Source organism: Asticcacaulis sp. P4_H10 (assembly GCF_056400965.1).
The window spans coordinates 149,926-173,938 of the sequence record NZ_JBFUKH010000003.1 but is presented as its reverse complement, the minus strand read 5'-3'; the positions used below and the strand labels follow the sequence as shown (position 1 = coordinate 173,938).

20 protein-coding genes are annotated in these 24,013 nt (G+C 61.9%); 12 read left to right on the top strand and 8 right to left on the bottom strand.

What is annotated here, in order from left to right; all coding sequences use genetic code 11:
- The first annotated feature begins 144 nt into the window (after positions 1-144).
- Positions 145-348 (top strand): hypothetical protein, encoded by a 204-nt coding sequence (locus AC1DON_RS07100; RefSeq protein WP_476934074.1) that lies wholly within the window; start codon positions 145-147, stop codon positions 346-348.
- A 34-nt stretch (positions 349-382) separates the two neighbouring features.
- On the opposite strand, the gene AC1DON_RS07095 is transcribed toward AC1DON_RS07100, so the two are convergent.
- Positions 383-1,885, bottom strand: coding sequence for a calcium-binding protein (locus AC1DON_RS07095; RefSeq protein ID WP_476934073.1), 1,503 nt, complete (start codon positions 1,883-1,885; stop codon positions 383-385).
- A gap of 147 nt (positions 1,886-2,032) precedes the next feature.
- A complete protein-coding gene (locus tag AC1DON_RS07090; RefSeq protein WP_476934072.1) occupies positions 2,033-4,351 on the bottom strand; it encodes a S9 family peptidase in 2,319 nt (772 codons plus the stop codon).
- Between the two features lie 116 nt (positions 4,352-4,467).
- Between AC1DON_RS07090 and AC1DON_RS07085 the strand changes: the two genes are divergently transcribed.
- The 3 genes from AC1DON_RS07085 to AC1DON_RS07075 all read left to right on the top strand — a co-directional run bounded on the left by AC1DON_RS07085 (position 4,468) and on the right by AC1DON_RS07075 (position 8,283).
- The gene (locus tag AC1DON_RS07085) at positions 4,468-6,174 is read left to right on the top strand and encodes a DUF885 domain-containing protein (protein WP_476934071.1); all 1,707 of its coding nucleotides are present in this window, start codon (positions 4,468-4,470) and stop codon (positions 6,172-6,174) included.
- 202 nt (positions 6,175-6,376) lie between these two features.
- Positions 6,377-7,141 (top strand): arylamine N-acetyltransferase family protein, encoded by a 765-nt coding sequence (locus AC1DON_RS07080; RefSeq protein ID WP_476934070.1) that lies wholly within the window; start codon positions 6,377-6,379, stop codon positions 7,139-7,141.
- 206 nt (positions 7,142-7,347) lie between these two features.
- Positions 7,348-8,283, top strand: coding sequence for a LysR substrate-binding domain-containing protein (locus AC1DON_RS07075; RefSeq protein WP_476934069.1), 936 nt, complete (start codon positions 7,348-7,350; stop codon positions 8,281-8,283).
- A 15-nt stretch (positions 8,284-8,298) separates the two neighbouring features.
- Here the strand turns inward: AC1DON_RS07075 and AC1DON_RS07070 are convergent, their stop codons facing one another.
- Positions 8,299-8,766 (bottom strand): hypothetical protein, encoded by a 468-nt coding sequence (locus AC1DON_RS07070; RefSeq protein WP_476934068.1) that lies wholly within the window; start codon positions 8,764-8,766, stop codon positions 8,299-8,301.
- A gap of 10 nt (positions 8,767-8,776) precedes the next feature.
- On the bottom strand, positions 8,777-9,352 hold the full coding sequence (locus AC1DON_RS07065; RefSeq protein ID WP_476934067.1) for a hypothetical protein: 576 nt from the start codon (positions 9,350-9,352) through the stop codon (positions 8,777-8,779).
- Positions 9,353-9,724: 372 nt separating this feature from the next.
- On the opposite strand from AC1DON_RS07065, the gene greA reads away from it, so the two are divergent.
- Positions 9,725-10,204: a transcription elongation factor GreA gene (gene greA / locus AC1DON_RS07060; RefSeq protein ID WP_476934066.1), complete on the top strand. Its 480-nt coding sequence runs from the start codon at positions 9,725-9,727 to the stop codon at positions 10,202-10,204.
- Between the two features lie 3 nt (positions 10,205-10,207).
- On the opposite strand, the gene AC1DON_RS07055 is transcribed toward greA, so the two are convergent.
- The 3 genes from AC1DON_RS07055 to AC1DON_RS07045 form a co-directional block, all read right to left on the bottom strand.
- Complete coding sequence (locus AC1DON_RS07055) at positions 10,208-13,714, bottom strand: beta strand repeat-containing protein (protein ID WP_476934065.1); 3,507 nt, start codon at positions 13,712-13,714, stop codon at positions 10,208-10,210.
- A gap of 182 nt (positions 13,715-13,896) precedes the next feature.
- On the bottom strand, positions 13,897-18,039 hold the full coding sequence (locus AC1DON_RS07050; RefSeq protein ID WP_476934064.1) for a hypothetical protein: 4,143 nt from the start codon (positions 18,037-18,039) through the stop codon (positions 13,897-13,899).
- Between the two features lie 123 nt (positions 18,040-18,162).
- A complete protein-coding gene (locus AC1DON_RS07045) occupies positions 18,163-19,551 on the bottom strand; it encodes a calcium-binding protein (protein WP_476934063.1) in 1,389 nt (462 codons plus the stop codon).
- Positions 19,552-19,810: 259 nt separating this feature from the next.
- Here AC1DON_RS07045 and AC1DON_RS07040 point away from each other — a divergent pair, with 259 nt between their 5' ends.
- The 6 genes from AC1DON_RS07040 (at position 19,811) to AC1DON_RS07015 (ending at position 23,087) form a co-directional block, all read left to right on the top strand.
- Positions 19,811-20,092: a hypothetical protein gene (locus AC1DON_RS07040; protein ID WP_476934062.1), complete on the top strand. Its 282-nt coding sequence runs from the start codon at positions 19,811-19,813 to the stop codon at positions 20,090-20,092.
- On the top strand, positions 20,092-20,334 hold the full coding sequence (locus AC1DON_RS07035) for a hypothetical protein (protein ID WP_476934061.1): 243 nt from the start codon (positions 20,092-20,094) through the stop codon (positions 20,332-20,334). The genes AC1DON_RS07040 and AC1DON_RS07035 overlap by 1 nt, the downstream gene beginning before the upstream one ends.
- A gap of 269 nt (positions 20,335-20,603) precedes the next feature.
- Positions 20,604-21,644: a methyl-accepting chemotaxis protein gene (locus AC1DON_RS07030; RefSeq protein ID WP_476934060.1), complete on the top strand. Its 1,041-nt coding sequence runs from the start codon at positions 20,604-20,606 to the stop codon at positions 21,642-21,644.
- A 176-nt stretch (positions 21,645-21,820) separates the two neighbouring features.
- Entirely contained in the window at positions 21,821-22,282 is a 462-nt protein-coding gene (locus tag AC1DON_RS07025) for a hypothetical protein (protein WP_476934059.1), read from the top strand.
- 80 nt (positions 22,283-22,362) lie between these two features.
- A complete protein-coding gene (locus AC1DON_RS07020) occupies positions 22,363-22,626 on the top strand; it encodes a hypothetical protein (RefSeq protein WP_476934058.1) in 264 nt (87 codons plus the stop codon).
- 89 nt (positions 22,627-22,715) lie between these two features.
- Positions 22,716-23,087, top strand: a complete 372-nt coding sequence (locus tag AC1DON_RS07015; RefSeq protein WP_476934057.1) for a hypothetical protein — start codon at positions 22,716-22,718, stop codon at positions 23,085-23,087.
- A gap of 42 nt (positions 23,088-23,129) precedes the next feature.
- On the opposite strand, the gene AC1DON_RS07010 is transcribed toward AC1DON_RS07015, so the two are convergent.
- Positions 23,130-23,387: a DUF3149 domain-containing protein gene (locus AC1DON_RS07010; protein ID WP_476934056.1), complete on the bottom strand. Its 258-nt coding sequence runs from the start codon at positions 23,385-23,387 to the stop codon at positions 23,130-23,132.
- Between the two features lie 295 nt (positions 23,388-23,682).
- Here AC1DON_RS07010 and AC1DON_RS07005 point away from each other — a divergent pair, with 295 nt between their 5' ends.
- Complete coding sequence (locus tag AC1DON_RS07005; RefSeq protein ID WP_476934055.1) at positions 23,683-23,964, top strand: hypothetical protein; 282 nt, start codon at positions 23,683-23,685, stop codon at positions 23,962-23,964.
- Positions 23,965-24,013: the final 49 nt, after the last annotated feature.

Sequence of the window (24,013 nt, the reverse complement as noted above, 5' to 3'; positions counted from 1 at the left end):
GCGTTTCAGCGCAATCTCAAGTCGAGGAGGCAAAGCAAATTTTACCGGGGAAAAGGCCGCGGGAGGCGGCATATCCGCCCCTTGGAACGCGGGCCGGACAGGCGTAGTATCCAAAGCCTTGCCGGGGCCAATGGAGGGCTTGAGATGAAGCAGATGTTCGTCCGCAAACGGATCGGCTGGGGCATCTCGCCGGGAGACTGGCGCGGCTGGAGTCTGACGGGTGTCTATGTCGTGGCCATGGCAGGTATCGGAACGCTTGGGCACGGCGCGGCGACTGCCATAGCCATGGGCGTGCAGGCAGTGACCTTTGTCGCCTTCGCGATCTGGGCCTTCGTGAACAGGATATAGCGGCGGCGCGCCCCCACGCGCCGCCAGGCTTGTCTCAGGCCGTAAAGTACAGGTTGTCCTTCGTCACCGCCGTCCCCGTGACAATGGCCAGCTCGAACGCAGCGCCGGCCCCCGTGCCATCGGCGTCCCACCACAGCTTGTCAGTGGTGCTATCCCAGATGAACTGCGCGCCCGTTCCCACAGCCGACGCGCCGATGGTGAACTCCGCCGCCGTCAGCACATGCCCGGCCGCGAAGCCATAGTCGCTGGCCGTGAACACCAGCCGGTCAAGACCACTCTGGAAGTCGGCGATATGGTCGTGGCCGTTGGTCGCCGTGTCCGCGAAGACGAAGGTATCCGCCCCTGCCCCACCGCCGACCTGGTCGTTGCCACTGCCACCGATCAGCGTGTCATTGCCATTCCCGCCCGACAGCCGGTCGTGATCCGCCCCGCCGTCCAGCCTGTCATTGCCGTCCCAGCCATACAGGCTGTCATTGCCCACTCCGCCCAGGAACCTGTTATCGCTGGAATTGCCGCTCATGGTGTTGGACAGGCTGTTGCCGGTGCTTACGGCCTTGACCGAGCCGGTGAAGACCACGTTTTCGATATTAGCCGTCATGTTCCAGTTGATGGACGAATAGACCAGGTCGTTACCTTCGTTGATCGTGGTCTTTTCATAGACGCGGTCGCCGGAATTATCGACGTAATAGACGTCGTCGCCCAGGCCACCGAACATCTGGTCGTTTTCGCTGCCGCCATCCATCGTGTCATTGCCGTCGCCCCCATATAGCGTGTCGCTGAAGGCGCCGCCCACCAGGCTGTCATTGCCCGCCCCGCCTTCGAGACGGTCGGTTTGCGCGCCGCCCGTCAGCCGGTCGTTGAGCTTCGACCCCAGCAGCGTATTGCCGGCATCGGAGGCGTAGGCGATGACGCCCTGCAGGGCGCGGAAATCCGCCGTGCCGGCATCGGCCACCCGGAACCAGCTGCCGCCCGAGGCGCCGCCGTATTCACCCGTATAGGAGATGCCGGTAAAGCTCTGGAGCTGCGCCGTCGTGGCCTTCAGCTCATAGCCGCCGGCCGTGACGACCAGATATTCGATGGCCCTGACGGCCGCAGCCGACATATCGCCCGAACCTATGATGGTGTCGGCGCCTGTTCCCCCGTCCATGATTTCGCCGGCCTGGAAATCGTTGAAGAAGCGGTCGTTGTTCTCGCCGCCATAGACCGTGTCACGGCCCGTCAGGCTGTAGATGACGTCGTTGCCATCGTCGCCGGTAATGTAGTCCTTGCCCTTTTCGGCGTAGATGGTGTCGTTGCCGGCGCCGCCCAGGACAGTGTTGTCGCCGCTGCCGGCATTAAGAGAGTCGTTGCCCGCGCCGCCGCTGATGCCGTCGCCGCCCAGGCCGGAAGAGACGGTGTCATTACCCTCTTCGCCGAAAATCGTATCGTTGCCCAGATCGTCGACAATGAAGTCATCGCCACCCAGGGCATAGATGCTGTCACTGCCGATACCGCCAATGAGCGTATCGTTTCCCGTAGTCCCGGTAAATTTCGCCATCGCTTCAACTCCCTGTCTTTACGCAAGCTTTATAATCCACACATGTGGATTCGGCACCCCAAAAGGCGAAATAGCGGCTGAAAATAGCCACGATCTCAATCTTCTGGCGTGTTGCAGGGCAGCCTTTATGCGAAGCTTGTGGCAGGGTTATGGCAGCTTTACGATGCCTTTATTCCACTCCGGCGTCGCTTCTCCCCTCAGGTGACGGACGAAAAAGTCGTACTGACGGCGCAAACCGTAGTTCACATCACCTGTTGTCCGCAGCGCGCCGTGCCCCTCATTGGGCGCGACGATCAGGTCGAAATCCTTGCGCGCCTTGATCAGCGCATTGACGACCTGAAGCGTCGAGGCCGGATCGACATTCATATCCAGCTCCCCGACCACCAGCAGGACATGGCCGGTCATCTTGTGGGCATTGTCGACGCCCGACGACCGCGAATAGCTCTCATCGATCGGCCAGCCCATCCAGGCTTCGTTCCAGCCGATCTTGTCCATGCGGTTGTCGAAGCAGCCGGCGTAGGCGACACCCGCCTTGTAGAAGTCCGGATATTCCTCAAGCGCGCTCAGCGTGTTCTGGCCGCCCGCCGAGCCGCCATAGATGCCGACGCGGCTGATGTCGTAGGACGGATATTTCGCCGCAGCCGCCTTGTGCCAGGCAATGCGGTCGGGGAAGCCGGCGTCCTGCAGGTTCTTCCACGCCACGTCGTGGAAGGCCTTGGAGCGGTTGAGCGTCCCCATGCCATCGATCTGGACAACGATAAACCCCATGTCGGCCAGGGACTGCATGCCGATGACCTTGTCGCCGCTGGAATGCGGGCCGAACGGCCAGAAGGTCTTGGGGACAAAAGACGAATGCGGCCCGGCATAGATGTTCTCGATCACCGGGTACTTTTTGTTCGGATCGAAGTTCTGCGGGCGGACGATAACGCCCCAGATATCGGTCTTGCCGTCGCGGCCCTTGGCGGTGAAGACTTCCGGCGGTTTGAACCCGGCCGCCGTCAGGCGACTGATATCGCTTTGCTCAAGCTGTGTGACGAGACCGAGCCCCCTCGTCTTCCGCAGTTCCGCAACGTTCGGCATATCGACGCGCGAGAAGGTATCGACATAGAACTGCATGTCGGTCGAAAACGCCACATCGTGAAACGCCGGCGCTGTCGTGATGGGCGTCAGATTGCGGCCGTCGAAATCGACGCGGTAGACGTGCTGGAAGTACGGATCCTCGCCCTTGCGCTTACCGTTGGCGGCAAACCAGATCTGGCGAGCTTTCTCATCGACCTTGAGCACGCTGCGGACCACGAATTCGCCTTTGGTGATCTGGGTCTTCACCTTCCCGGTCGTGGCATCATAGAGGTAAAGGTGGTTCCAGCCGTCGCGCTCGGACATCCAGATGACCTCCTTGCCCTCACCCGACACATCGTTGGCGAAGCGGCGGCTATAGGCATTGACGAAGGTCTTGCTGCTGTCTTCGGCGACGACGCGCGGCTTGCCCGTGGCGGCATCGACCTCGATCAGGCGATAGAGCTGATGGCCGCGCTGATCGTACTCGAAGCGCACGCCCTTACTGTCCTTGCGCCATTGCAGATCGGTGACGCGCATCGGATTGGGGAAGAGATCGTAAGGGACATTGATCTGCTTTTTCGTCGCGACCTCGAAAAGCACCGGCCGGTCGATATCGACTGCGTCGCCGGGTTTGACATAGAGTTGGGTGTCGACCTTCGGCTGGACCTGATCGGCCGGCGAGGAAATGACGCGCACGACCTGACGCGCATAGCCCGGCTGGACACGATAGGCAGCGATCTTCCTGGAGTCCGGCGACCAGACAATCGACTCAGGATCGTAGAACAGGCCTTCGGAACCGTCGGCCGACAGGCGGACACTGGCACCGCCGCCAGCGGGCCTGACCGCGACATTGTGGTTTTCGACAAAGGCCAGCCACTTGCCGTCCGGCGACGGATGCAGCGTGTTGTCGGCGGGTGATTTCAGGTCACGCACTACACCGCTGAAGCCGCGGTCCTGTTTCGGCGTGATGCTCGGTTTGGCGCAGGTGTACGCGACCAGCGAACAGAGCCATTCGGTCTCATTGGCGCGGATGGTGACCGCATTGCCGCCATCGCCAAACGTCGCCGTCGTAAAGGATGCAGTGAACGGCAGGGCCAGGCCGGTCGTCTTTGCGCCCGTCGCCAGATTATAGGCCGCCGCCAGCCGGTCATGATCGAAGGCCGGGCGTTTCGCCTGCGTGTCGGCATCCAGCAGGATGAAGGCAAAGCCGCCCTCGACCGTCTTGCGATAGATGTAGAGGTGCGTGTCCGGTATCCACTGGCCGGGCTCGGCGATATCGCGCGTCAGCCCCGACCACGCCGCGCGCAGCCCGATGGCGCGGTCGTAATCCTGGGCCGTCGGCGCCGCGATGGCTGTCGCTGTCCACGCCATCATGCCCAGTGCAGCCGCGATCATGATCTGTTTCATAGCGGTCTCTCCCCAACTCTCCGGTTGCCTTTTGAAGCATAATTGTATCAAGTATACAATATACCAAAGTGAACCGGAGGGCTGATATGTCGATGAGATGGATGAGAAGTGCGGCCATGGCTGCGGTAATCCTTGCCTGCGCAGGCCCTGCGTTCACGGACACGCCCGATGCGGCGTTCAAAACCATCCATGAGGCCGAATGGACGTGGCGCCAGTCGCTCAATCCCGGCGGCGAAGACGACAATGCCGTCCCGGACCGCCTGCCCGACGTCTCGCAGGCTGCTCATGATGCACGGCTGAAACGCTGGCAGGCGGTGATGGCGCAACTGGACGGCATTGACGCCAAGACATTGTCTGCGGCGGAGCAGATCAACTACACCGTCTACCGCAACCAGATCGCCACCCAGATCAACGACGAGACCTTCCGCAGCCACGAGATGAACTGGGGCTTCTGGAACCGGCTGGGCTGGGCATCGCAAAAGACCCTGCGTACAGAGCAGGACTATCGCAACCGGATTGCGTGGTTGAACGACGTGCCGCGCTTTTTCGACCAGAACCTGGCCAATATGCAGGCAGGCCTGAAGCGCGGCTTCACCTCATCGCGGGTGTCGATACAGGGGCGCGACTCGTCGATCTCGATCCTCTATGACGGCAAAGCCACCGAGGACACGACCTTCTACGCGCCGTTCAAAACCATGCCGGCCAACATTCCAGCGGCGACGCAAACCGAACTGCGCAAACTGGCGAAGGAAGCCATCGAGACGCGCGTCATCCCGGCGCATAAACGCGTGCTGGCCTTCGTGCAGACGGAATATATGCCTAAGGCGCGCACCTCCATTGCCGCCGAAAGCCTGCCCGATGGCAAGGCCTATTACCGCAACCTGATCCGCGAATATGTGACGCTCGATCTCACGCCCGACCAGATCCACCAGATCGGCCTCGATGAGGTCGCGAAGATCGAAGCCGAGATGCACGCGGTCATGAAAGAGGTCGGCTTCACCGGCACGCTTCAGTCGTTCAACGACAGCCTGCGCACCGATCCGCAATTCTATGTCGATACGCCGCAAAAGTTCCTGGATCGCGGCGCGTGGATATCGAAGGAATTCGACGGCAAGGCTGCGCAGTTCTTCGGCAGGATGCCGCGCCAGCCCTTTGCCGTCATCCCGACGCCCGAAGCCATCGCGCCTTATAATACCGGCGGCAATGGCGGGCCGGGCGTGCTGATCCTCAACACCTATAGTCTGAAGGCGCGCCCGCTCTATACCCTGCCGGCGCTGGTGCTGCACGAAGGGGCGCCGGGTCACGCCTTCCAGATGCCGTTCGCGCTTGAGAACAAGGCCCTGCCCGCGTTCCGGCAATCGACCTATATCTCGGCCTATGGCGAAGGCTGGGCGCTGTACACGGAGCGGCTGGGCGTCGAAATGGGCATGTATCACACGCCCTATGAGCATTTCGGCATGCTGACCTATCAGATGTGGCGCGCCTGCCGCTTGGTGGTCGATACGGGCATGCATGCCAAGGGCTGGTCACGCGAGAAGGCCCTGGCTTACCTGCGCGACCACACGGCGTTGAGCGAGCACGAAGTCACCACCGAGACCGACCGCTACATCAACACACCGGGCCAGGCGCTGAGCTATTATCTCGGCGAGATGGCGATCTGGAAAGCGCGCCATAAGGCCGAGGCGGCGTTAGGCGACAGGTTCGATATCCGCAACTTCCACGATGCGATCCTCGATCTCGGTTCGGTGCCTTTGTCGGTTGTCGAATTGCGCACGGACCAGTTCATCGCTGACGGCGGGAAAAGTCCCTATCAAGGCGACTAGTCTCCCTCCTCCCTATCGAAGATGGGGAGGTGGCATTTGCGCCAGCAAATGACGGAGGGGTACGCCGCCTGCGCAATACCCCTCCGTCACCTTCGCTTCGCTCGCTGACACCTCCCCACTTCGTAGGGAGGAGGGAGTCCGATCTTGCAAAGCCGGGATTTACTACGATATCAGGGCGCCAATACCTGCCCCGGGACGCCCCATGCACGCCGACACCTTCCGCCTCGACGCCTATCTCAAACGTATCGGCTTCATCGGCACGCCCTCCCCCGACTTCGCGACGCTGAAACAGCTGATGCAGCGGCAACTGCGCACCGTGCCGTTCGAAAACCTCGACGTCCGTTCCGGCAAGATCGTGTCGATCGCGCTCGATGATATCGTCGCCAAGATCATCCCCACCCGGCGCGGCGGCTATTGCTACGAGGTCAACAGCCTGTTTGCCATGGCGCTGACTGCCGTCGGCATCCCCTACACGCTGGCAGGCGCCCGGCCGATGACCTTCCCCGAACGTCGGGCACGCACTCACATGGTCGTCATCGCCACAGTCGAAGGCAAACGCTATCTGTGCGACACCGGCTATGGCCGGCTGGCCATCCGCGAGCCCATGGACCTCAGCCTGATCGACACCCCCGTCCCGCAGGACTACGACACCTATCGGCTGATCCTCAAAGACGGCGAATATACCGCCCAGGCGCAGATGCCCGACGGCTGGGACAATCTCTACAGCTTCAACCTCGACCGTTTCGAGCTCTGCGACTTCGTGCCGGCCAACTGGTTCAACTCGACCTCACCGGACTCGATCTTCACACAGAAGACGCTGCTGATGCGCCACACCGACGACGGTCGCATCCTGCTGGTGGACGGCCACCTGCGCGCCTACGCAGGTGGCCAGATAACCGAACGCACCGTGGCACCCGAAGAAATGCCCGCAGTGGTCAAGGACCTGTTCGGCATCACCCTGGCTTAAGAGCGCCAGAACAGCAGGACACGCAGCGCCTTGCGAAAAAACGCCGCCATTCCATCAGTCAGGGTATGGTGATGTGCCGCCCATCCGGCTGAAAGATAATCGTCGCGCATCTTGTGTTCCCATGCATTTGCGGCGATTATTCCCAAATACCGGTGTTCGCGTCCAATCAGGATGGCGCCGCCATTCATAAGCTGGACTGACAGATCATGGACCGCAAGCTTCCGCCGCTTATGGCCGTCCGTGCCTTTGAAGCCGCCGCCCGCCTGCAAAGTTTCACGCGCGCCGCCGAAGAGCTGGCCATGACCCAGTCGGGCATCAGCTATCAGGTCCGCCAACTCGAAGACCTGGTCCAGGGCCCGTTGTTCACCAAGCGCGGCCGGGGCGTCGAACTGACCGCCCTTGGCGAAAAGCTGGCCCCGTCCCTTACCCTGGCGCTCGACGGCATCGCCAAGGCATTTTCGGACTTGAAGACCGAGGATACCCAGGTCCTGACGGTCGCCTGTTCGCAGGTCTTCGGCGCCAACTGGCTGGCCCCGCGTATTGGCCGCTTTCAGCTGAGCCACCCTGGCCTGGCGGTGCGGGTCATGGCGTCCGACGCCCTGGCCGATCTCGAACAGGGCGACGCCGACATCGCCCTCCGCAGCGCGGCGAACGCCTGGCCGGGACTTAGCGCGACGCGGCTGACGCAGGCGTTGATCGTGCCGATGGCAAGCCCTGAGTTTCTCAAGCGCCACGGCCGTCCCGACAGCCCAGACGGCGTGCTGGCCCTGCCCCGCACCAGCGTCAACGACGTATGGTGGTCGGTGTGGCACGAACAGGTGACCGGCGCACCCTATAGTGGCGTAGCAAGGCCTTCCGTGCATTTCGACAGCCAGTTGCTCGACGGCAATGCCACAGTTGCCGGACATGGCGCCGCCATGCTCAACCCGTTCATGTGGCAGACGCAGGTCGAACAGGGCCTGCTTGTGCCCGTTTCCGAACGCCTGGCCGTGTCACCGAACAGCGCCTGGTTCTGCTGCCTGCCGCGCCGCAAGGACGAACGCAAGATTCGCGCCTTCAAGGCGTGGATCGAGCGCGAGGTCGCCGAGACGGTCACCTGGCTGCACCAGCGTTTTGGCGCCCAGGCGGACGGGCTGAAGTAGCAGTGCCCCCTGGCATCAACACTTCTGGATCTTGCTCGGTGATTCCACGAGATAGCTGTAGCCTTCGAGCTTCGTAAGCCCAGGAATGTTCATGTCCAGCGGCGCCTCGCCGTGCGGACTTGCCGCCTGATATGCCCGGATGGCCTCCTTTGTCATGCCGACCAGATTGAACTTCAGCTCGTAGGCCGAGTTATCTCCCACACCGATAACCACCTTGGTGTTCTTGGCATTGCTGCGGATCAGCCGGTCGCTGCGAAATTGCGGCCAGGCGAAACCGAGATTGTCGGTCGCCACCAGGTCGATCCGCTCATAGACCGGCGGCCCCGACTTACCCCAGTCGATTTTGAACTGATAGACAGCCTGTCCGGCATCCGGATCATAGCTCACCAGACAGACGTCGAACGGCTTGGCGACAGCTTCCGAACAAACGGCAGCTCCGCCAAGGACGGCGAGTACAGCCACAATCCCGTAAAATGTTCTCATCTCAGGCTCCCTAGTTCTTTATCGGTGCAATGTGAATATCCAGGTAGTTTCCACCCGAAGGCGCCACGTGCACGACCCTGTACCGCCCCGCGAGGATACAGGTTCCGTTACCCAATTTGTCGTCCGTTTGCCCGTTAAGCTCCACGGTCTGTCCCGGGGTCAATTCCTGTGTCGTGTCGTATTCAAGCGTGTGCCCGATCGAATAGCTGACGAGTTCCATGGCACCGCGCTTGCTTTGATCGACATGACTGACCGCCTGGAAGGCCGAGCACGGGCCGACAGCCAGACGCTCGATTTCCCTCATGGAGTTCCCGACACGTTTGTCGTTTGCAGCATCCCTTTGCGTCTTTCGTTTTTCCCCGGTGAAGACTTTTTCTACGATCGTTTTTTCGGGGGGGCTTGCCGGCTTTGGGGCACGTTTGGGCGGGCATCCCTGCCGCTGGAGACTCCATCCCTTGTTGACGGGATGTGGATCATCGCACGGCGGAACCGACGCGCCCAGTGCGGTCTGCGCGCACAAAGCCGCGATTGCACCTGCCAGGTAGACAAAAACTTTTTTTTTGCCCCAGGCCTTTTTTACCATCATGACAACCCCCTTCTCGGCGTCGCAGACATCTGCGAAGCTTTAAATCTGATTGCCCCCTGCATTCTAAAATGCAGTCCTTTAGCCCCTAACCTAAGCGCCCGCAGAGTATCATGAGAAGCCTATTGCAAACCGGCCTTTTCGCCGGGAATAAGGTTTTGACGCCCGGTGCGACCGGAAGGCCACAGCTATCGACGCCGACATCACCGTCACCCAACTGATGGAAGCAGCTCATTTTTTGAAGTCAGGATTCCAACCGGTTCAATAGATCCGAAACTACCACGAGGTGTGGGGAATTATTCCTGACAACATGGAAATGATTTTCCCCATACGGACATATTCCGGCCCGGCGACGAACCGTGTAAACATATTGCGATGAGCGTAGCCTTTACCAAAGACGAAGACCATGAATCCGCCGCCGCCAACCTGCCGGATCGCCCCCTCTCCCCGCATCCCAACCTGGTGACGCCGCAGGGCCTGGCCCTGCTTGAGGCCGCCTTTGCCGAAGCCAAGGCCGCGTGGACGGCTGCGCAGGCGGCGGGCACGGTCAACGAAGACCGCACCGCCATGGCGCGCGCGACGCGCGACCTGCGCTATTACACGGCACGACTGGCCTCGGCCCAGCGCATCGATCCGGTGGCCTCGCCCGACCGCGTCGTCTTCGGTTGTACCGTGACGATCGAGCGCGCCGATGGCCGCGTCCAGACCTTCCGCATCGTCGGCGAGGACGAGGCCGATCCCGCCGCCGGCAGCGTGTCCTATGTCTCGCCCCTGGCCCGCGCAGTGATGGGCAAGGCTGCGGACGACGACGTCACGCTGGATGGTGCGGACATCGCCGTCGTCTCGGTCGCGTAGCGATCAGGCGAAGACAATATCTTCCTTCGTCAGCGTCGCCCCGTCCTGGAGGATTGCGACCAGGAAGGCGTTGCTGGCCCCGGCTCCGTCGGTATCCCACCACAGTTGGCCGGTGGCGGCATCCCATACGAACTGTTCGTTATAGCCGACAGCCGCCGTACCGTTGGTGAATTCGGCGTTCGACAGCTTATGGCCCTTGGGGATGGTGTAGATGTCGCCATAGACATTGGCGTCGAACACCAGCCGGTCAACGCCATGGACGAAGTCGGTGACGACGTCGGCTGGGTCGTAATAGTGATCCAGCATGAAGTCGTCGCGTCCGGTACCACCCGTGACCGTATCGCTCCAGCCGCCGCCTTGCAGGGTATCGTTGCCATTGCCGCCGAAAAGGATATCGGCGCCCGACGAATTGCCGGTGATGCGGTTGTTAAGGCCGTTGCCCGTGCCCGTCAGGCCGATACCCGTCAGGGTCAGGTTCTCGACATTGTCCCACAGGGCAAAGCTGACCGACGCGTAGACGATGTCTGTGCCTTCATTGACATTTTCGAGCGCGCGGTCACCAGCATGATCGACATGGTAGCTGTCGTTGCCCGCGCCGCCCGACATGCGGTCGTTCTCACCGCCGCCGTCCAGGACGTCGTCGCCATCGCCGCCGGTCAGGGTATCCCAGCGCTGGCCGCCGCGGATCGTGTCATTGCCCGTACCGCCGTCCAGGACATCGCTGTCGATACCGCCGTCGAGGCTGTCATTGCCGCCGCCGCCATTGATCGTATCGTGGCCCAGTCCGCCGACGAGCGTATTGTTGCCGTCATTGCCCGTCATCGTATTGTGGAGGCTGTTGCCCGTGCTGGCGGTATTGGCCGTCCCCGTAAACACGACCGCCTCGACATTGGCCGTCATGTTCCAGTTGATCGACGCATAGACCGTGTCGGAGCCCTCATTGGTGGACGTGCTCTCATTGACCCGGTCGCCGACGTGATCGACATAATAGACGTCGTTGCCCTGACCGCCGGTCATCTGGTCGTTGCCCTCGCCACCGATCAGCGTATCGTTGCCGTCGCCCCCCAGCAAGGTATCCCAGCGTGAACCGCCTTCCAGCCTGTCATCGCCTTCGCCGCCGGTGAGCGAATCCGAACCGTCGCCGCCGATCAGGGTGTCGTTCGCATACGCGCCATACAAGGTGTCGTGGCCCGCGCCGCCCGACAGGGTATGGGCGCCTGACCACGTCCGGATTTCGTCATTGCCGTCGCCGCCCTCGGCGATAGTGGACTGCGTGGCCGAAACATAGATGACGTCATTGCCGGCGTCGCCATAGGCACTGCCCGCCTCTGTCGCCCCCCAGCCCTCGTCCTCGAGGCTGATCGTGTCATTGCCTGCCCCGCCCCACAGGGCGCTGCCGCGGCCGGTGATATAGTCATCGCCGTCGCCGCCCGTCACGACCAGCGCGCCCGGCTCATTCCCCATGACGACCAGGTAGCCGATGGTGTCGTTGCCCGCGCCGCCGTCAACGATAAACGCCGCGCCGATCGAGGACAAATTGTCATCGCCGTCGCCGCCACGCGCTATGCCGCCGGTAACCGCCAGCAGGGTGTCATTGCCCGCACCGCCGTCGCTGAAACCCGCGCCTTCGATATAGTCGTCACCGTCGCCACCCAGCACGCTGTTGTTGCCTGAGCCGTCTATCAGGGTGTCATTGCCATCGCCGCCCAGAATAGTGTCATCGCCGCCCGCACCATCGATATAGTCATCGCCGCCCCTGCCATCGATATGTTCGGCATCATCACCGCCGGTCAGGGTGTCGTCGCCTTCCGTGCCCACTATCATGCCGAAGGTGGCGAGATCGACGGTCTGGTCGCTGAAGACCAGCGTTTCCACGCCCGACACCGTCACGTCGTGATCGTAATAGCTGACGACAAAGTCGCCGCCTGCGCGCGCAATGACGTAATCGGACCCGTAGCCCTCCAGGCGCGCTTCGTCGCTACCTTCGCCGCCGACGATGGTGGCGCTATCGGCACCGTAATAGAATGCGTAGCCGATCGTATCGTTGCCATCGCCGCCATCCGTATAGGAGGCGCCCTGCAAGGCGACCGAGATGTCGTCATTGCCCGCGCCGCCATCGATGTATGCGCTGCCGTTGATGACGTCGCTGCCGAGGCTGGTATCACTGGCGGTGCTGATGCTGTCATCGCCGTCACCGCCCAGAAGCGTCGCGTCATCGCCGCCGACAAGCGTATCATTGCCCACACCGCCGTCGAGCAGGTGAACACCTGGCGCTTCGCCATAGAGACCCATGGGATCGCCAAGGCTGTCATTGCCCGCCCCGCCCAGCAGGGTGTCGCTGCCCCAACCACCATAGAGACTGTCATCGCCGTCGCCGCCCTCAAGGCTGTCGTCGCCGTCTCCGCCGTCAAGATTGTCATTGCCACCCAGGCCCAGGATCATCTCGTCAATGCCTGTGCCTGCCAGGACGTCGCCGTCCTCCGTGCCGGTGATGACGGCGCCGCTGAAGGTCAGGGTCTGATCGTCAAACACCAGATTTTCGACATTGGTGAAGCTGACCGTGCCGCCCATATACTGGAAGGTAAAGCGATTGTCGCCCGCGTCCACGATATCGTAGTCGGTACTCTCGCCCGACAGCCGGACCGTGTCATTGCCCCAGCCGCCGTTGAAGTCGAGCGTGCTGACCATCAGGCCCGGCGCCATCCGGCTGAACGTCATCAGGTCATCGCCCAGACCGCCGGTCACCACGTCTTCGGAGCCGGTGGCTGTGAGGCTGTCGTCACCGGTGCCGCCGTTAAGCCACCCGCCGCCGGTCACCGTGTCCTGGCCGGCCCCACCGTCATAGCGGCCGTATTTTCCGTAAAGGCTGTCGTCACCATTGCCGCCTGAGAGCGTATTCGTCCCGCCGTCGTCGGCCAGGATGTCATCGCCCTCCCCGCCATAAAGCGCGTCATTGCCGACGCCACCGTCGATATCGTCGTCACCACCCAGGCCCATCAGGGTTTCGTCGTCGCGCCCGCCGCGAAGAGTGTCGCTCCCTTCCGTCGCTTCGGTCGCGACCGGAACGATATCGGCCAGGTCGATCACGTCGTCGTCAAAGACGATATATTCGACGCCCGACAGGGTCGCCTGATTGCCAAAACGACTGATGACGAATGTATCGCTGCCCGTCCGTTCGATATCGTAGAAGTTGGCAAGACCGCTGACAAGCATGACATCAAAGCCTTCGCCGCCGGTAACCGTCGAATTGTCCGCATTATAGCCCTGCGCAAAGTCGAGGAAGTCGTCGCCCGCGCCACCGTCCACCGCGATCCCGGAGCCGTAGGCATGGATGCCGTCATCACCGCTTCCGCCAAACGCCATGCCGCCGGAAATGGAGATATTGTCGTCGCCGTCGCCGCCATCGAGTTCACTCGTGCCGGACAGCGCGTCATCGCCATCAAGGCCGAAGACCGTGTCGCCGTCGCCCACAAGTGTGTCATTGCCGGATGTGCCATTGATGATAGCCATGAAAAATACCCCCTGATCCATGTCGGGAAACTGGAATGAAGCTGTGCGGAAAAGCGTACGCGCAGCCGGAATCGGCGCTACCGCCAAGATTGCAAATCAGGGTTAACAGTATGTGACCGATACGGTAAAAAAAGGCCGCTGAAAATCCAGCGGCCCTTTGTTTCATCAGTATCAGCACGATCTTAACCGAAGTACAGATCGTCCTTCGTCACGGTTGCGCCATTGTCGATCAGCGCCAGTTCGATGATCACCCCCGCACCGTCGCCATCGGCGTCAAACCAGAGGTGATGGCCGGCGGCGTCCCAGACGAACTGCGCCGCTGCGCCCACGGCCGCCACCCCCACGGTGAACTCGGCGTTCGTCAGGCTATGACCCGCCGCGAAACCATAGTCCGCGCCCTTGAAGACCAGCCGGTCGACGCCGTGGACGAAGTCAACAAGGTGGTCGTGTCCGTTGAGCGTCAGCGACGAAAAGACGAAGCTGTCCGCGCCCGCTCCGCCGCCCAACTGGTCGTTGCCGTGGCCGCCCGTGAGGGTATCGGAACCGTTGCCGCCTGACAGGCGGTCGTGGTCGTTGCCGCCCGACAGGCTGTCGTCGCCGTCCCAGCCATAAAGACTGTCATTGCCAAGCCCGCCGCTAAGCGCGTTATTGCCGCTGTTGCCGTTGAGGCTGTTGATCAGGCCGTTACCCGTCCCGCTGATGTCGCCGGTGCCGGTCAGGTTCAGTATCTCGACATCGGCAGTCAGGCTGTAGGAAATCGACGCCTTCACCGTGTCGGTGCCTTCGCCGAAGTTTTCATAGACCCGGTCGCCGGCGTGATCGACGACATAGGTGTCATTGCCGGTGCCGCCATACATCTGGTCATTGTCGGCGCCACCGTCCAGAATGTCGTCGCCCTCGCCGCCCCGCAGCGTATCCCAGCGCGATCCGCCGTTCAGATTGTCATTGCCCGTCCCGCCATCCAGGCCGTCCGAACCGTCACCGCCCAGCAGGTTGTCGTTGCCCGCGCCGCCCGACAGGCTGTCGTGGTCGGCCCCGCCGTCCAGCTTGTCATTGCCGTCGCCGCCCGACAGGGTGTCATTGCCCTCGGCCCCCGTCAGGGTGTTGTTGCCGCTGTTGCCGGTCAGCGCATTGGCCAGCGTGCCGCCGTAGGCCGCAATATTGGCCGCGCCGGTCAGGATAACCGTCTCGACGTGATCCGGCGCCTTCCAGCTGGCGGCAGCATAGACCGTGTCATTGCCCTGCCCGGCCAGTTCGATGACCTTGTCCCCGATCTCTCCGATATAATAGGTGTCGTTACCGTCGCCGCCGTACAGGCTATCATTGCCTGTGCCGCCGTCGAGCGTGTCGTTGCCGGCATTGCCCTTCAGGACGTCGTCGCCGTCTCGGCCATAGATGCCGTCCTGGCCGGCGCCACCGTCAAAGCTGTCCCGGCCCGCGCCGCCGATCAGCGTGTCGTCGCCGCCCCCGCCGGAAACGATCCCGTAGGTGGCATTGCCCGAGAACTGCAACGCCTCGATGCCGTCGAAATACAGGGTAATATTGTTGGCGTGATCCACCAGCCCGCTTGCGGCGTTGCCCGAAAAGGCCGCCGTCGTCAGGGCGTAGGCATCGATATAGGCAAGGTCGCTGCCGTCGCCGCCGTCGAACCAGCTGACCGTATTGGCCTGTAAGTCCTCGGCGTGCAGCGTGTCATTGCCGGCCTCGCCAGCCAGCGTGTCATTGCCCGGTCCAGCGCTGAGATAGTCCGCGCCACCACCGCCGGCCAGGCTGTCGTCGCCGTGATAGCCGAAGAGGAAGTTGCCGTCGTCATTGCCGGTGAGCGTGTCATTGCCGTCGCTGCCGCGCACGTGCTCGACGCCGTACAGGCTATCCTGGCCCGAGGCGGCGCCCGTCGCAGTGCCTGCCGCCAGGCTGACATTGACCGCGCCGGTGGCCGTAAAGTCGGCGATATCCAGGCCAATGCCACCTGTCAGCGTATCGTTGCCCGCGCCGCCCGCCAGCACGTCATCGCCCTCGCCGCCGTCCAGCAGGTCGTTACCCGCCGCGCCGCTCAGCTCGTCATTGCCGGCCAGGCCATTGACCGTATCGTGCCCGGCGCCGCCGGCCAGTGTGTCGTCACCGGCCGTGCCGCTGAAGACCGCAGCCGTCTCGGCGACCCTGGGCTTGTACCCGTAGAAGGTGTCCGCCGTCAGCGCCGTGGCCTGTACGTTCTGCAGGATCAGCAGCGTCCGGAAGGCGGCGTCCGTTCCCGTGCCGTCGGTGTCGATCTGGAACAGCGTATCGGCGCCATCCTGCAGCAGACGCAGATAGCCGGTATCGAAAGGATTGGTGCCGGTCACATAATTTTTCAGGCTGCTGAACAGGGTGGGCAGCGAAATATGGTCGTTGATCGCGCCTGTCGTGAAGTCGGTGAACACGTAACGGCCGGTCGCACGGTCGGCATGGACGAACCTGACAAGGTCACCATGCGCGCCACCGGTCATGGTGACATTCGAAGGGTCGGTTTCGGCGATGTCGATTTCAAAGATGTCGGCCCCGACGCCGCCATCGGCAAACTGTTCTCCACCCGAAATCAGCGCCATCCGGATGGTGTCATTGCCCGCGCCGCCATAGAACAGGTTCGACCCGTAATCGTCATACAGGTCGTCGCTGTCGTCCTCGCCATACAGGGTGTCATTGCCAAAGCCGCCGACCAGGTAGTCATAGCCTTCGCCGGCTTCGATCAAGTCAGATCCGTTGCCGCCGTCCAGCTTGTCGCTGCCGCCGAACCCTTTCAGCGTATCGTTCCCCCAGTCACCCGTCATGGCATCGCCGCCCGAGAAATCGTTCCTCAGCCATGTCTGTACGGGCGCGCCATCGGACGACAGTCCCATCAGGTTCGCCATGTTGAGCGCGCTGGCCTGGACATTCTGCAGCACCAACACGGTCTTGAAAGCCGCCGCACTGCCCGTACCGTCGCGGTCGATCTGCAGGAGTGCATTCGCACCACTCTGCACCAGTCGGACGTGGCCGGTGGCAAAGGGGTTGCCATCGACAAAGCCGATGAAGCTTTTCACCGCATTATGCAAATCGATGGTGTCGCCATCGATGCCGGCCAGGAAGTCCGTAACCAGGAACTGTCCGTCTGCCGCGCCGGCATTGCTCAGGTCGATGGTGTCGCTGCCCAGGCCGCCGCTAATGGTGACATTGGCGCCATCTGCCATGCCCATGTCGATCAACAGTAGGTCGTGCCCCGCTCCACCGTCGATGACCTGGTTACCGGCGGCCGGGCCGGCGGTGATCCTGTCATTGCCGGTACCGGCGTAGAAGGAATTCGCGCCGTCCGGGTCATAGAGGAAGTCGTCGCCATCGCCGCCATAGAGGGTATCGTTGCCCAGGCCGCCGGCGATGTAGTCGAGGCCCGCGCCACCATCGACGAGGTCATCGCCGAGATCGGCTTCAATCTCGTCCGCGCCGCCAAAACCACTGATCGTGTCATTGCCCCACGTGCCGATATGGGTTTCTTCCGACGCCGACGTGCCGGTAATCAGCTTGCCGGCTATCGACGAGCCGTCCGGCGCCGCGCCGGCGAAGTTGTCGCCGGTCAACGCTGTCGCCTCGACATTCTGCAGCACCACCAGGGTCCGGAAGGCAGCGCCGGTCGCCGCGCCGTCGAAATCGACCTGGAAAAGCGTGTCAGCGCCGTTTTGCAGCAGACGCCAGTGCCCGGTGCCGAAGGGATTGGCGCCGTTGTAATTCCTGAGCAACCCGGTTACGCCGGTCATGTTGAGCATGTCGCCGGCGGCACCAGCGGCAAAATCCGTAATCAGGTACTGCCCGTAACCGATGACGGTTTCGAACGACATGGTGATGGTGTCGCGGCCCGTGCCGCCGGTGATGGTGACATTGGCGCCGTCATTCTGGCTGCGATAGATCCACAGCCGGTCCGCACCGTCGCCGCCATCGACAATCTGGTTTCCTACCGCCAGGCGGCTTTCGATCGTGTCGTCGCCGCCATCGCCATAAAGGCTGTTGAGTCCGGTCCTGCCGATGAGCTGATCATTGCCTTCGCCGCCCCGGAAGGTGTCGTTGCCAGCGTCCAGGTCGGGATAGTCGTCCAGGACGTCGTTGCCATCGCCGCCTTCGATACTGTCCGAGCCATCACCGCCGACGAGCGTATCGTTGCCGGTGCCACCCTTGATATAGTCGTCACCCTCGTGGCCTTCGATGCGGTCGGCACCTTCCTTGCCGTCGATCGTGTCATTGCCGCCATAGCCCAGGATCGTATCGGCGGTCGCACTGCCCGACAGGTTGTCGGCCCAAGAATTTCCGTAAATCTGCATAATCCCCCCATGGCATGGACTGGCGCCAAGCAAACGCACATGCGTAAAGCTTTACCGCCAATTACGTCCGGCGGTACAGGCATTTTGTTAACCATCGCCAAAAATATCGCCATAATGGCACCGCTACACGAAGGCCAGGTCGTCCTTCGTAACCGTCGCCCCGTTGCTGATCAGGGCCAGTTCGAATGCGGTATCGGCGCCCGAACCATCGGCGTCCCACCACAGCTTGCCCGCTGCAGCATCCCACACGAACTGAGCCGTTGAACCTACAGCCGCCGTACCCGCCGTGAATTGCGCGTCGGTAAGCAGATGGCCACCGGCAAAGCCGTAGTCGCTGCCGGTAAAGACCAGCCGGTCGATGCCGTGGACGAAATCGACCACGTGGTCGTGACCATTGACCGCGACGCTTGAGAAGACAAAATCATCGGCGCCGGCGCCGCCACCCACCACGTCATTGCCGTGGCCGCCGGTCAGGACGTCAGCCCCCTCGCCGCCCGACAGCCGGTCGTGGTCGTTGCCGCCCGACAGGGTGTCGTTGCCGTCCCAGCCCCACAGGCTGTCATTGCCAAGCCCGCCCGAGATCGCGTTCGCGCCGCTGGTGCCTTCGATATGATTGCTGAGGCCGTTGCCGGTGCCGCCGATATCGGCTTCACCGGTCAGGTACAGGTCCTCGACATTGGCGCTAAGGGCCAGGGTGATCCACGACCAGACCAGATCATTGCCTTCGCCCGCGCCTTCGAAGACGCGGTCGCCGACGTGGTCGATATAGTAGATATCGTTGCCCGAACCGCCGAACATGGCGTCATTGCCAGAGCCGCCATCCAGGAAGTCATTGCCGTCGCCGCCCGCCAGCGTATCCCAGCGGTCGCCACCGGCCAGAATATCGTCGGCCGCGCCGCCGTCCAGCACGTCCGAACCGTCGTCACCGGCCAGGACATCGCGGCCGTTACCGCCGATCAGGCTATCCTGCCCCGCGCCGCCTGTCAGGTTGTCATCGCTGTCGCTGCCGTTAAGCGTGTCGTTGCCGCCACCGCCGGCCAGCACGCCCCCGACGGTGCCGAGGTACATGTCGTTGTCGAGACTGTTGCCGAAGCCGACCCGGGCCGTGCCGGTCAGGTACAGCCGCTCGACATTGTCGCGCATGACGAAGTCGATGCTGCTGCGGATGATGTCGAAGCCCTCGCCGGCGTTTTCATAGACGCGGTCGCCTTCGTGATCGACACTATAGATGTCGTCACCGTCGCCGCCCCACATGCGGTCATTGCCCACGCCGCCGTCGAGCCAGTCATTGCCGAGGCCGCCTTCCAACGTGTCCCAGCGCGTCCCGCCATTCAGCGAATCCGCGCCTGCGCCGCCGGACAGGGTATCGCTGCCGTCATAGCCGAAAAGGGTATCGTTGCCGCCCAGCCCGTCGATGCTGTCGTGACCGTCTCCGCCTTCGATCAGGTCATTGCCGTCGCCCGGGGGTGACATGGACGGCGTGCGGCCGCCTGTCTGGACTTCATAAGCCATGGGAATATCGCCTCGGAAAAAAAGAAATGAAATGCAGATGGCGGACGCGCAAGGCCTCAGGCCTGCCCGCCGGAATACGCCGCATCATACCGACCTTTTGAGTCCGCAGATTTTGGAAACGATAGCATCACGCGAATGTTTGGCGAGGGGAGCTTGAACAAGAATGCGGATAAATCCGTCATAATGCGGAAATATACGCTATTTCCGCTTGACGGCGGAAACTTCCGCCAATATCCTCATCTCAACACGGAGATGATCGATGAACGCCATCACTACCGCCTTTTACAGAACGGCCTCGCCCATCCGGCGTGGCCACGAAAGCAGCTGGGTCAATATCGACGGCGGGACCATGTCCGGCCGCGTCACCAAGGTGATCGGCATCGAGGCATATTTCGCCAGCATGTACGACAGCGCCGCCCAATGCCGCTTCCGCCTGGGTACCGATCCCCATGGCCGCCACGGCTTTGCCACAGCTACACAGGCCCAGGACGCGCTCGACGCCTTCCTGCTCGACACGGTCCGCATGCGGGGTGTGAAGTGATGGCTTTCGACACGCCCCATCCCTATCCGCTCCATCCGGGAAGCTATCTGACGCGCAACGGGGCGCGCGCCGAGGTCTTCGTGATCCGCGTCAATTATGAGGACCGGCGCATCGCCATCGGCTGCACCTATAATCCGGCAGGCGACGTGCAATTCACCTGCGACTGGGACGCCGCCACGGGCCTGAGCCGCATTCACAGCGGCCCCTGTTCCGACGACATCGTGGCCATGTCGATCGGTTAGGGGGCGTCGGACCTTACCACCTGTGCATTCTGAATTGGTTCTACTGGCAAAAACAACTCCATGCGTATAGTTTCAAATGATACTTTGAAAGTATCATGCGCAATAAGTCTTTTCTGAGCTATCAGTGGAATGTGTCAATCATGCCGCACTGCACATTTGCAATACCAATTCCCACATAAAATATCGTACGCAAAAGAAACGGTTTACGTTTCATTAAGCACCCGGATTGTCATCTGACCGCCTTTTTGCAGTGCACAAAAGGTACACAGATGCCCGCCTCCTCCTTGCTTGCCAGTGCCGTGTCGCTTTCCGATATCCTTTCCCAGACTACCAAGGCTAAGACCGTCACCAGCCAGAAGGTGCGCGACATCCGTCAGGTGACGTCCAAGCTGCGTATCCTCGCCCTCAATGCCCTGATCGAGGCCAAGCACGCCGGCGACAAGGGCGCCGGCTTTTCCGTCGTCGCCGACGAGGTGCGCAACATCTCCGCCGAGGTCGAAGGCCTCGCTAAGGACCTGGGCAACGAGATTGTCACCCTCGAAGACCTGACGCAGAAGATGGCCCAGCAGTCGCAGGGCGCGCGCCTGACCGACCTGGCGCTCAATGCTGTCGAAATCATCGACCGCAACCTTTATGAACGGACCTGCGACGTCCGCTGGTGGGCGACCGACTCCGCCGTCGTCGACCACGCCGCCGCACCGACACCCGAGCGCCAGGCCCATGCCGCCCATCGCCTGGGTGTCATCCTCGATAGCTACACCGTCTATGTCGATCTGTGGCTATGCGACCTCGACGGCAATGTCATCGCCAATGGCCGCCCGGACAGGCACTTTGTCGCCGGGCGCAACGTCCATGACGCGCTCTGGTTCCAGCGCGCCCTGCATCTGCGCAGCGGAACGGAGTTCGCGGTTGCAGACATCGCCACCGAGCCATTATTGCGTAATGCCCAGGTCGCCACCTACGCCACGGGCGTGCGCGCCGGCGGCAGCGTGCGCGGCGAACTGATCGGCGTGCTGGGCATCCATTTCGACTGGCAGCCCCAGGCCAAAAGTGTCGTCGAAGGCGTGCGCATCAATGACGACGAAAAGGACACGACGCGCGTCCTTTTGACCGACGCCAACGGACTGGTCATCGCCGCTTCGGATGGCAAGGGCATATTGAGCGAGCACTTTCGCCTGCGCACCGAAGGCAAGTCATCGGGCAACTATGTCGATGCCTCAGGCCAGATGGTCGCCTTCCACCGCACGCCCGGCTACGAAACCTATGACGGGCTCGGCTGGTACGGCGTGATTGTGCAGAAAACTGGATAAAGACCCGGATTAAAAGGCGACGGGCGCCGCTTGAGGGGGACAGCGCCCGTCTTCGTCACCGGGGGGTGAGGTGGCGATGCCCAGATAGATAGAAACCGATCGTGGCGTTTCCAAAGCCCTCCTCTGTCAGGAACGTCACAAAGCTAAAAAACCCGCCTCTCATCGCGAGTTATCCCATGTTCTGTCCGACCTTCCGCTTAACCTTCATGGCCAATCCTGAAAAGCGCGTCATCGTCGTGCGCCCGATCGGTGACATGCCGGCAGACCTGTTCATGGAGCGCCTGTTCGAATCCTACGCCACGGTCGCGATGCCGTGGACCTATAACCGCCTGCTCGACCTGCGCCGTTTCGACGGCCATCTGCGCAAGGCTGACTACGACGCCATCGCCGCGCGCTGGCAGGCGATGACCGCCGGGCGCGACTATGAAGCCTATGTTGCGATTGTTGGCTTCGATGCCATGGAAGACCTCAGAACCCCGCACGCCGCGCCTCACCTGCCGAACGAAGTCATCTGCCATTTTTCCGATTTCCACGAGGCGATGGGCTGGCTGACGGCCACCGATCGAGCGGGTTTCCTGGCCCGTTTACGGCCGGCGCAACGCGTCCGCCGCGACGACGGCCGCATCCGCGTGGAGTGAGGTTTCGAGGACTTCGGCATCGACTTCTTATGGCCCGGCCGGTCATCTTCAGGACACCCTCACCGACAGGATACCTGAACATGGCCGATTTTGCCTTTCACCTCATCGACAACAATACGGGCGAGGAGGTCTATGCTTCCGATGCCTTCGACTTCACGGCCATACCGGTGCCGGAACACCGCATCAACGATCCTGAGCTGATAGAACGCTACGGCGGCCCGGCGGTGGTCAACCGCGTCGAACAGAGCGAAGGCGCTGATGGCGTCGAGGTCAACATCTATATCGACGGTGTCGAGGAACGGTTGAATGGCCAGGAGCTCGACCAGAATTACCGCCGGTCCTGACCGCGCCGCGAAACGTGTGATCACATATCTTTTTTATGCCGGCCGGCCTATCGTCGGACGACACCATTAGCGGCAAAAGCAGCTGGGCCATGTACGGCAAAACGCTTAAAAGTAACGACGCACTGCGGCTGGAATTCATCCGGTCGGTCATCCGGGATGTGCCGGGGACCGACCTGTCCGGCGAACGCGAAAGCGCCTACGTCCGCACCATCCTGCTCACCTTCATAAAAGACAGCGCCAGAACCCGGCTGGCGCCCGGCGACGAATCTGCCCTCAACGCCTATCTTCGTGACGTCATCGTCGCCTGCCGCCGCGCCGATGCCGACTGGGAGGTGCTCACCTGTGAGGTCGCGGCGCTTGCCAAACACGTCGCCGATAATGAGACCGTGTCGGTCGCGACCTTGCTGCAATCGCTGTGCGAAGAGGCAGCCGACAAGACCTGGCGGCAAAACCGGTCATGAGCCCACAAAAATGCCGCTGGAGGGTCCGGCGGCTTTTGAATTTTACTCGACTGTGATCGTCTTCTTGACGGTGCCGGCTGCATCGCCTGCCGCGTCGCCGACCTGCTCGACCGTTTGGCCTACGGCGTCGGCCGGGCGCGGCCGCGTCTGCGCCATGAAGAAGGCGCCGATCAGCAGAGCGACCAGGATGACAGCCAGAATGATCAGGCCGGCATTGTTGCCGCTGTTGTCGACCACAGGTCCGCGGATAACCTCGCGTTCCACGACCGGAGTGTTGTTCTCGATTTTGACGTCTGCCATGGGGGAACTCCCTTAAGGATTGAACGCCGGCAACCTAGTCCTGCCCGCACAAAAATGCGGCGCAGAAGCGAAGCCAATGGTATAGTCCCGTGGTCAAGATATTGACTTGCGGCTTGTTTCCACAAATGCACGCAGAATTTTGTCGCAAACTTACTTAATCCCGCGCCACCGTTGCTTTCCTGCCGGATCCGACGCGGTTTCGCCTGTTTGGCGAACCGTATTACATTTTTATAAGTTTTTGATCATGGTCCGCCCAGCGCTTAGCCGATAAAAATGAAAAAAAACAGGTATTGGGATGAATTTTAATCCAACTGGAGCCTCCGGCAGGCATACGCGTGCCCGGGCAGTAAAACGCACATTTAGACGTCTTAAATCTCAGCTTTTCCGCGGCCTCGATATTATTGTTTCGGCGGTCGTGATTTGTTTTCTTGCGCCCGTCTTCGCCGTCCTTGCCATCGTTTCGTGGAGCCAGGGCCGCGATGCCGCCGCCATGGATGGATGGATGGCGCGGTTTGGGCTGGGACAATTGCCGCAGCTGTTTCAGGTGTTCGCCGGCCGCATGAGCTTGTTTGATTGAGCTAAGGCGACCCGCCTTACGCCCTCATGCCGTAGGGAGGAGAGGCTGT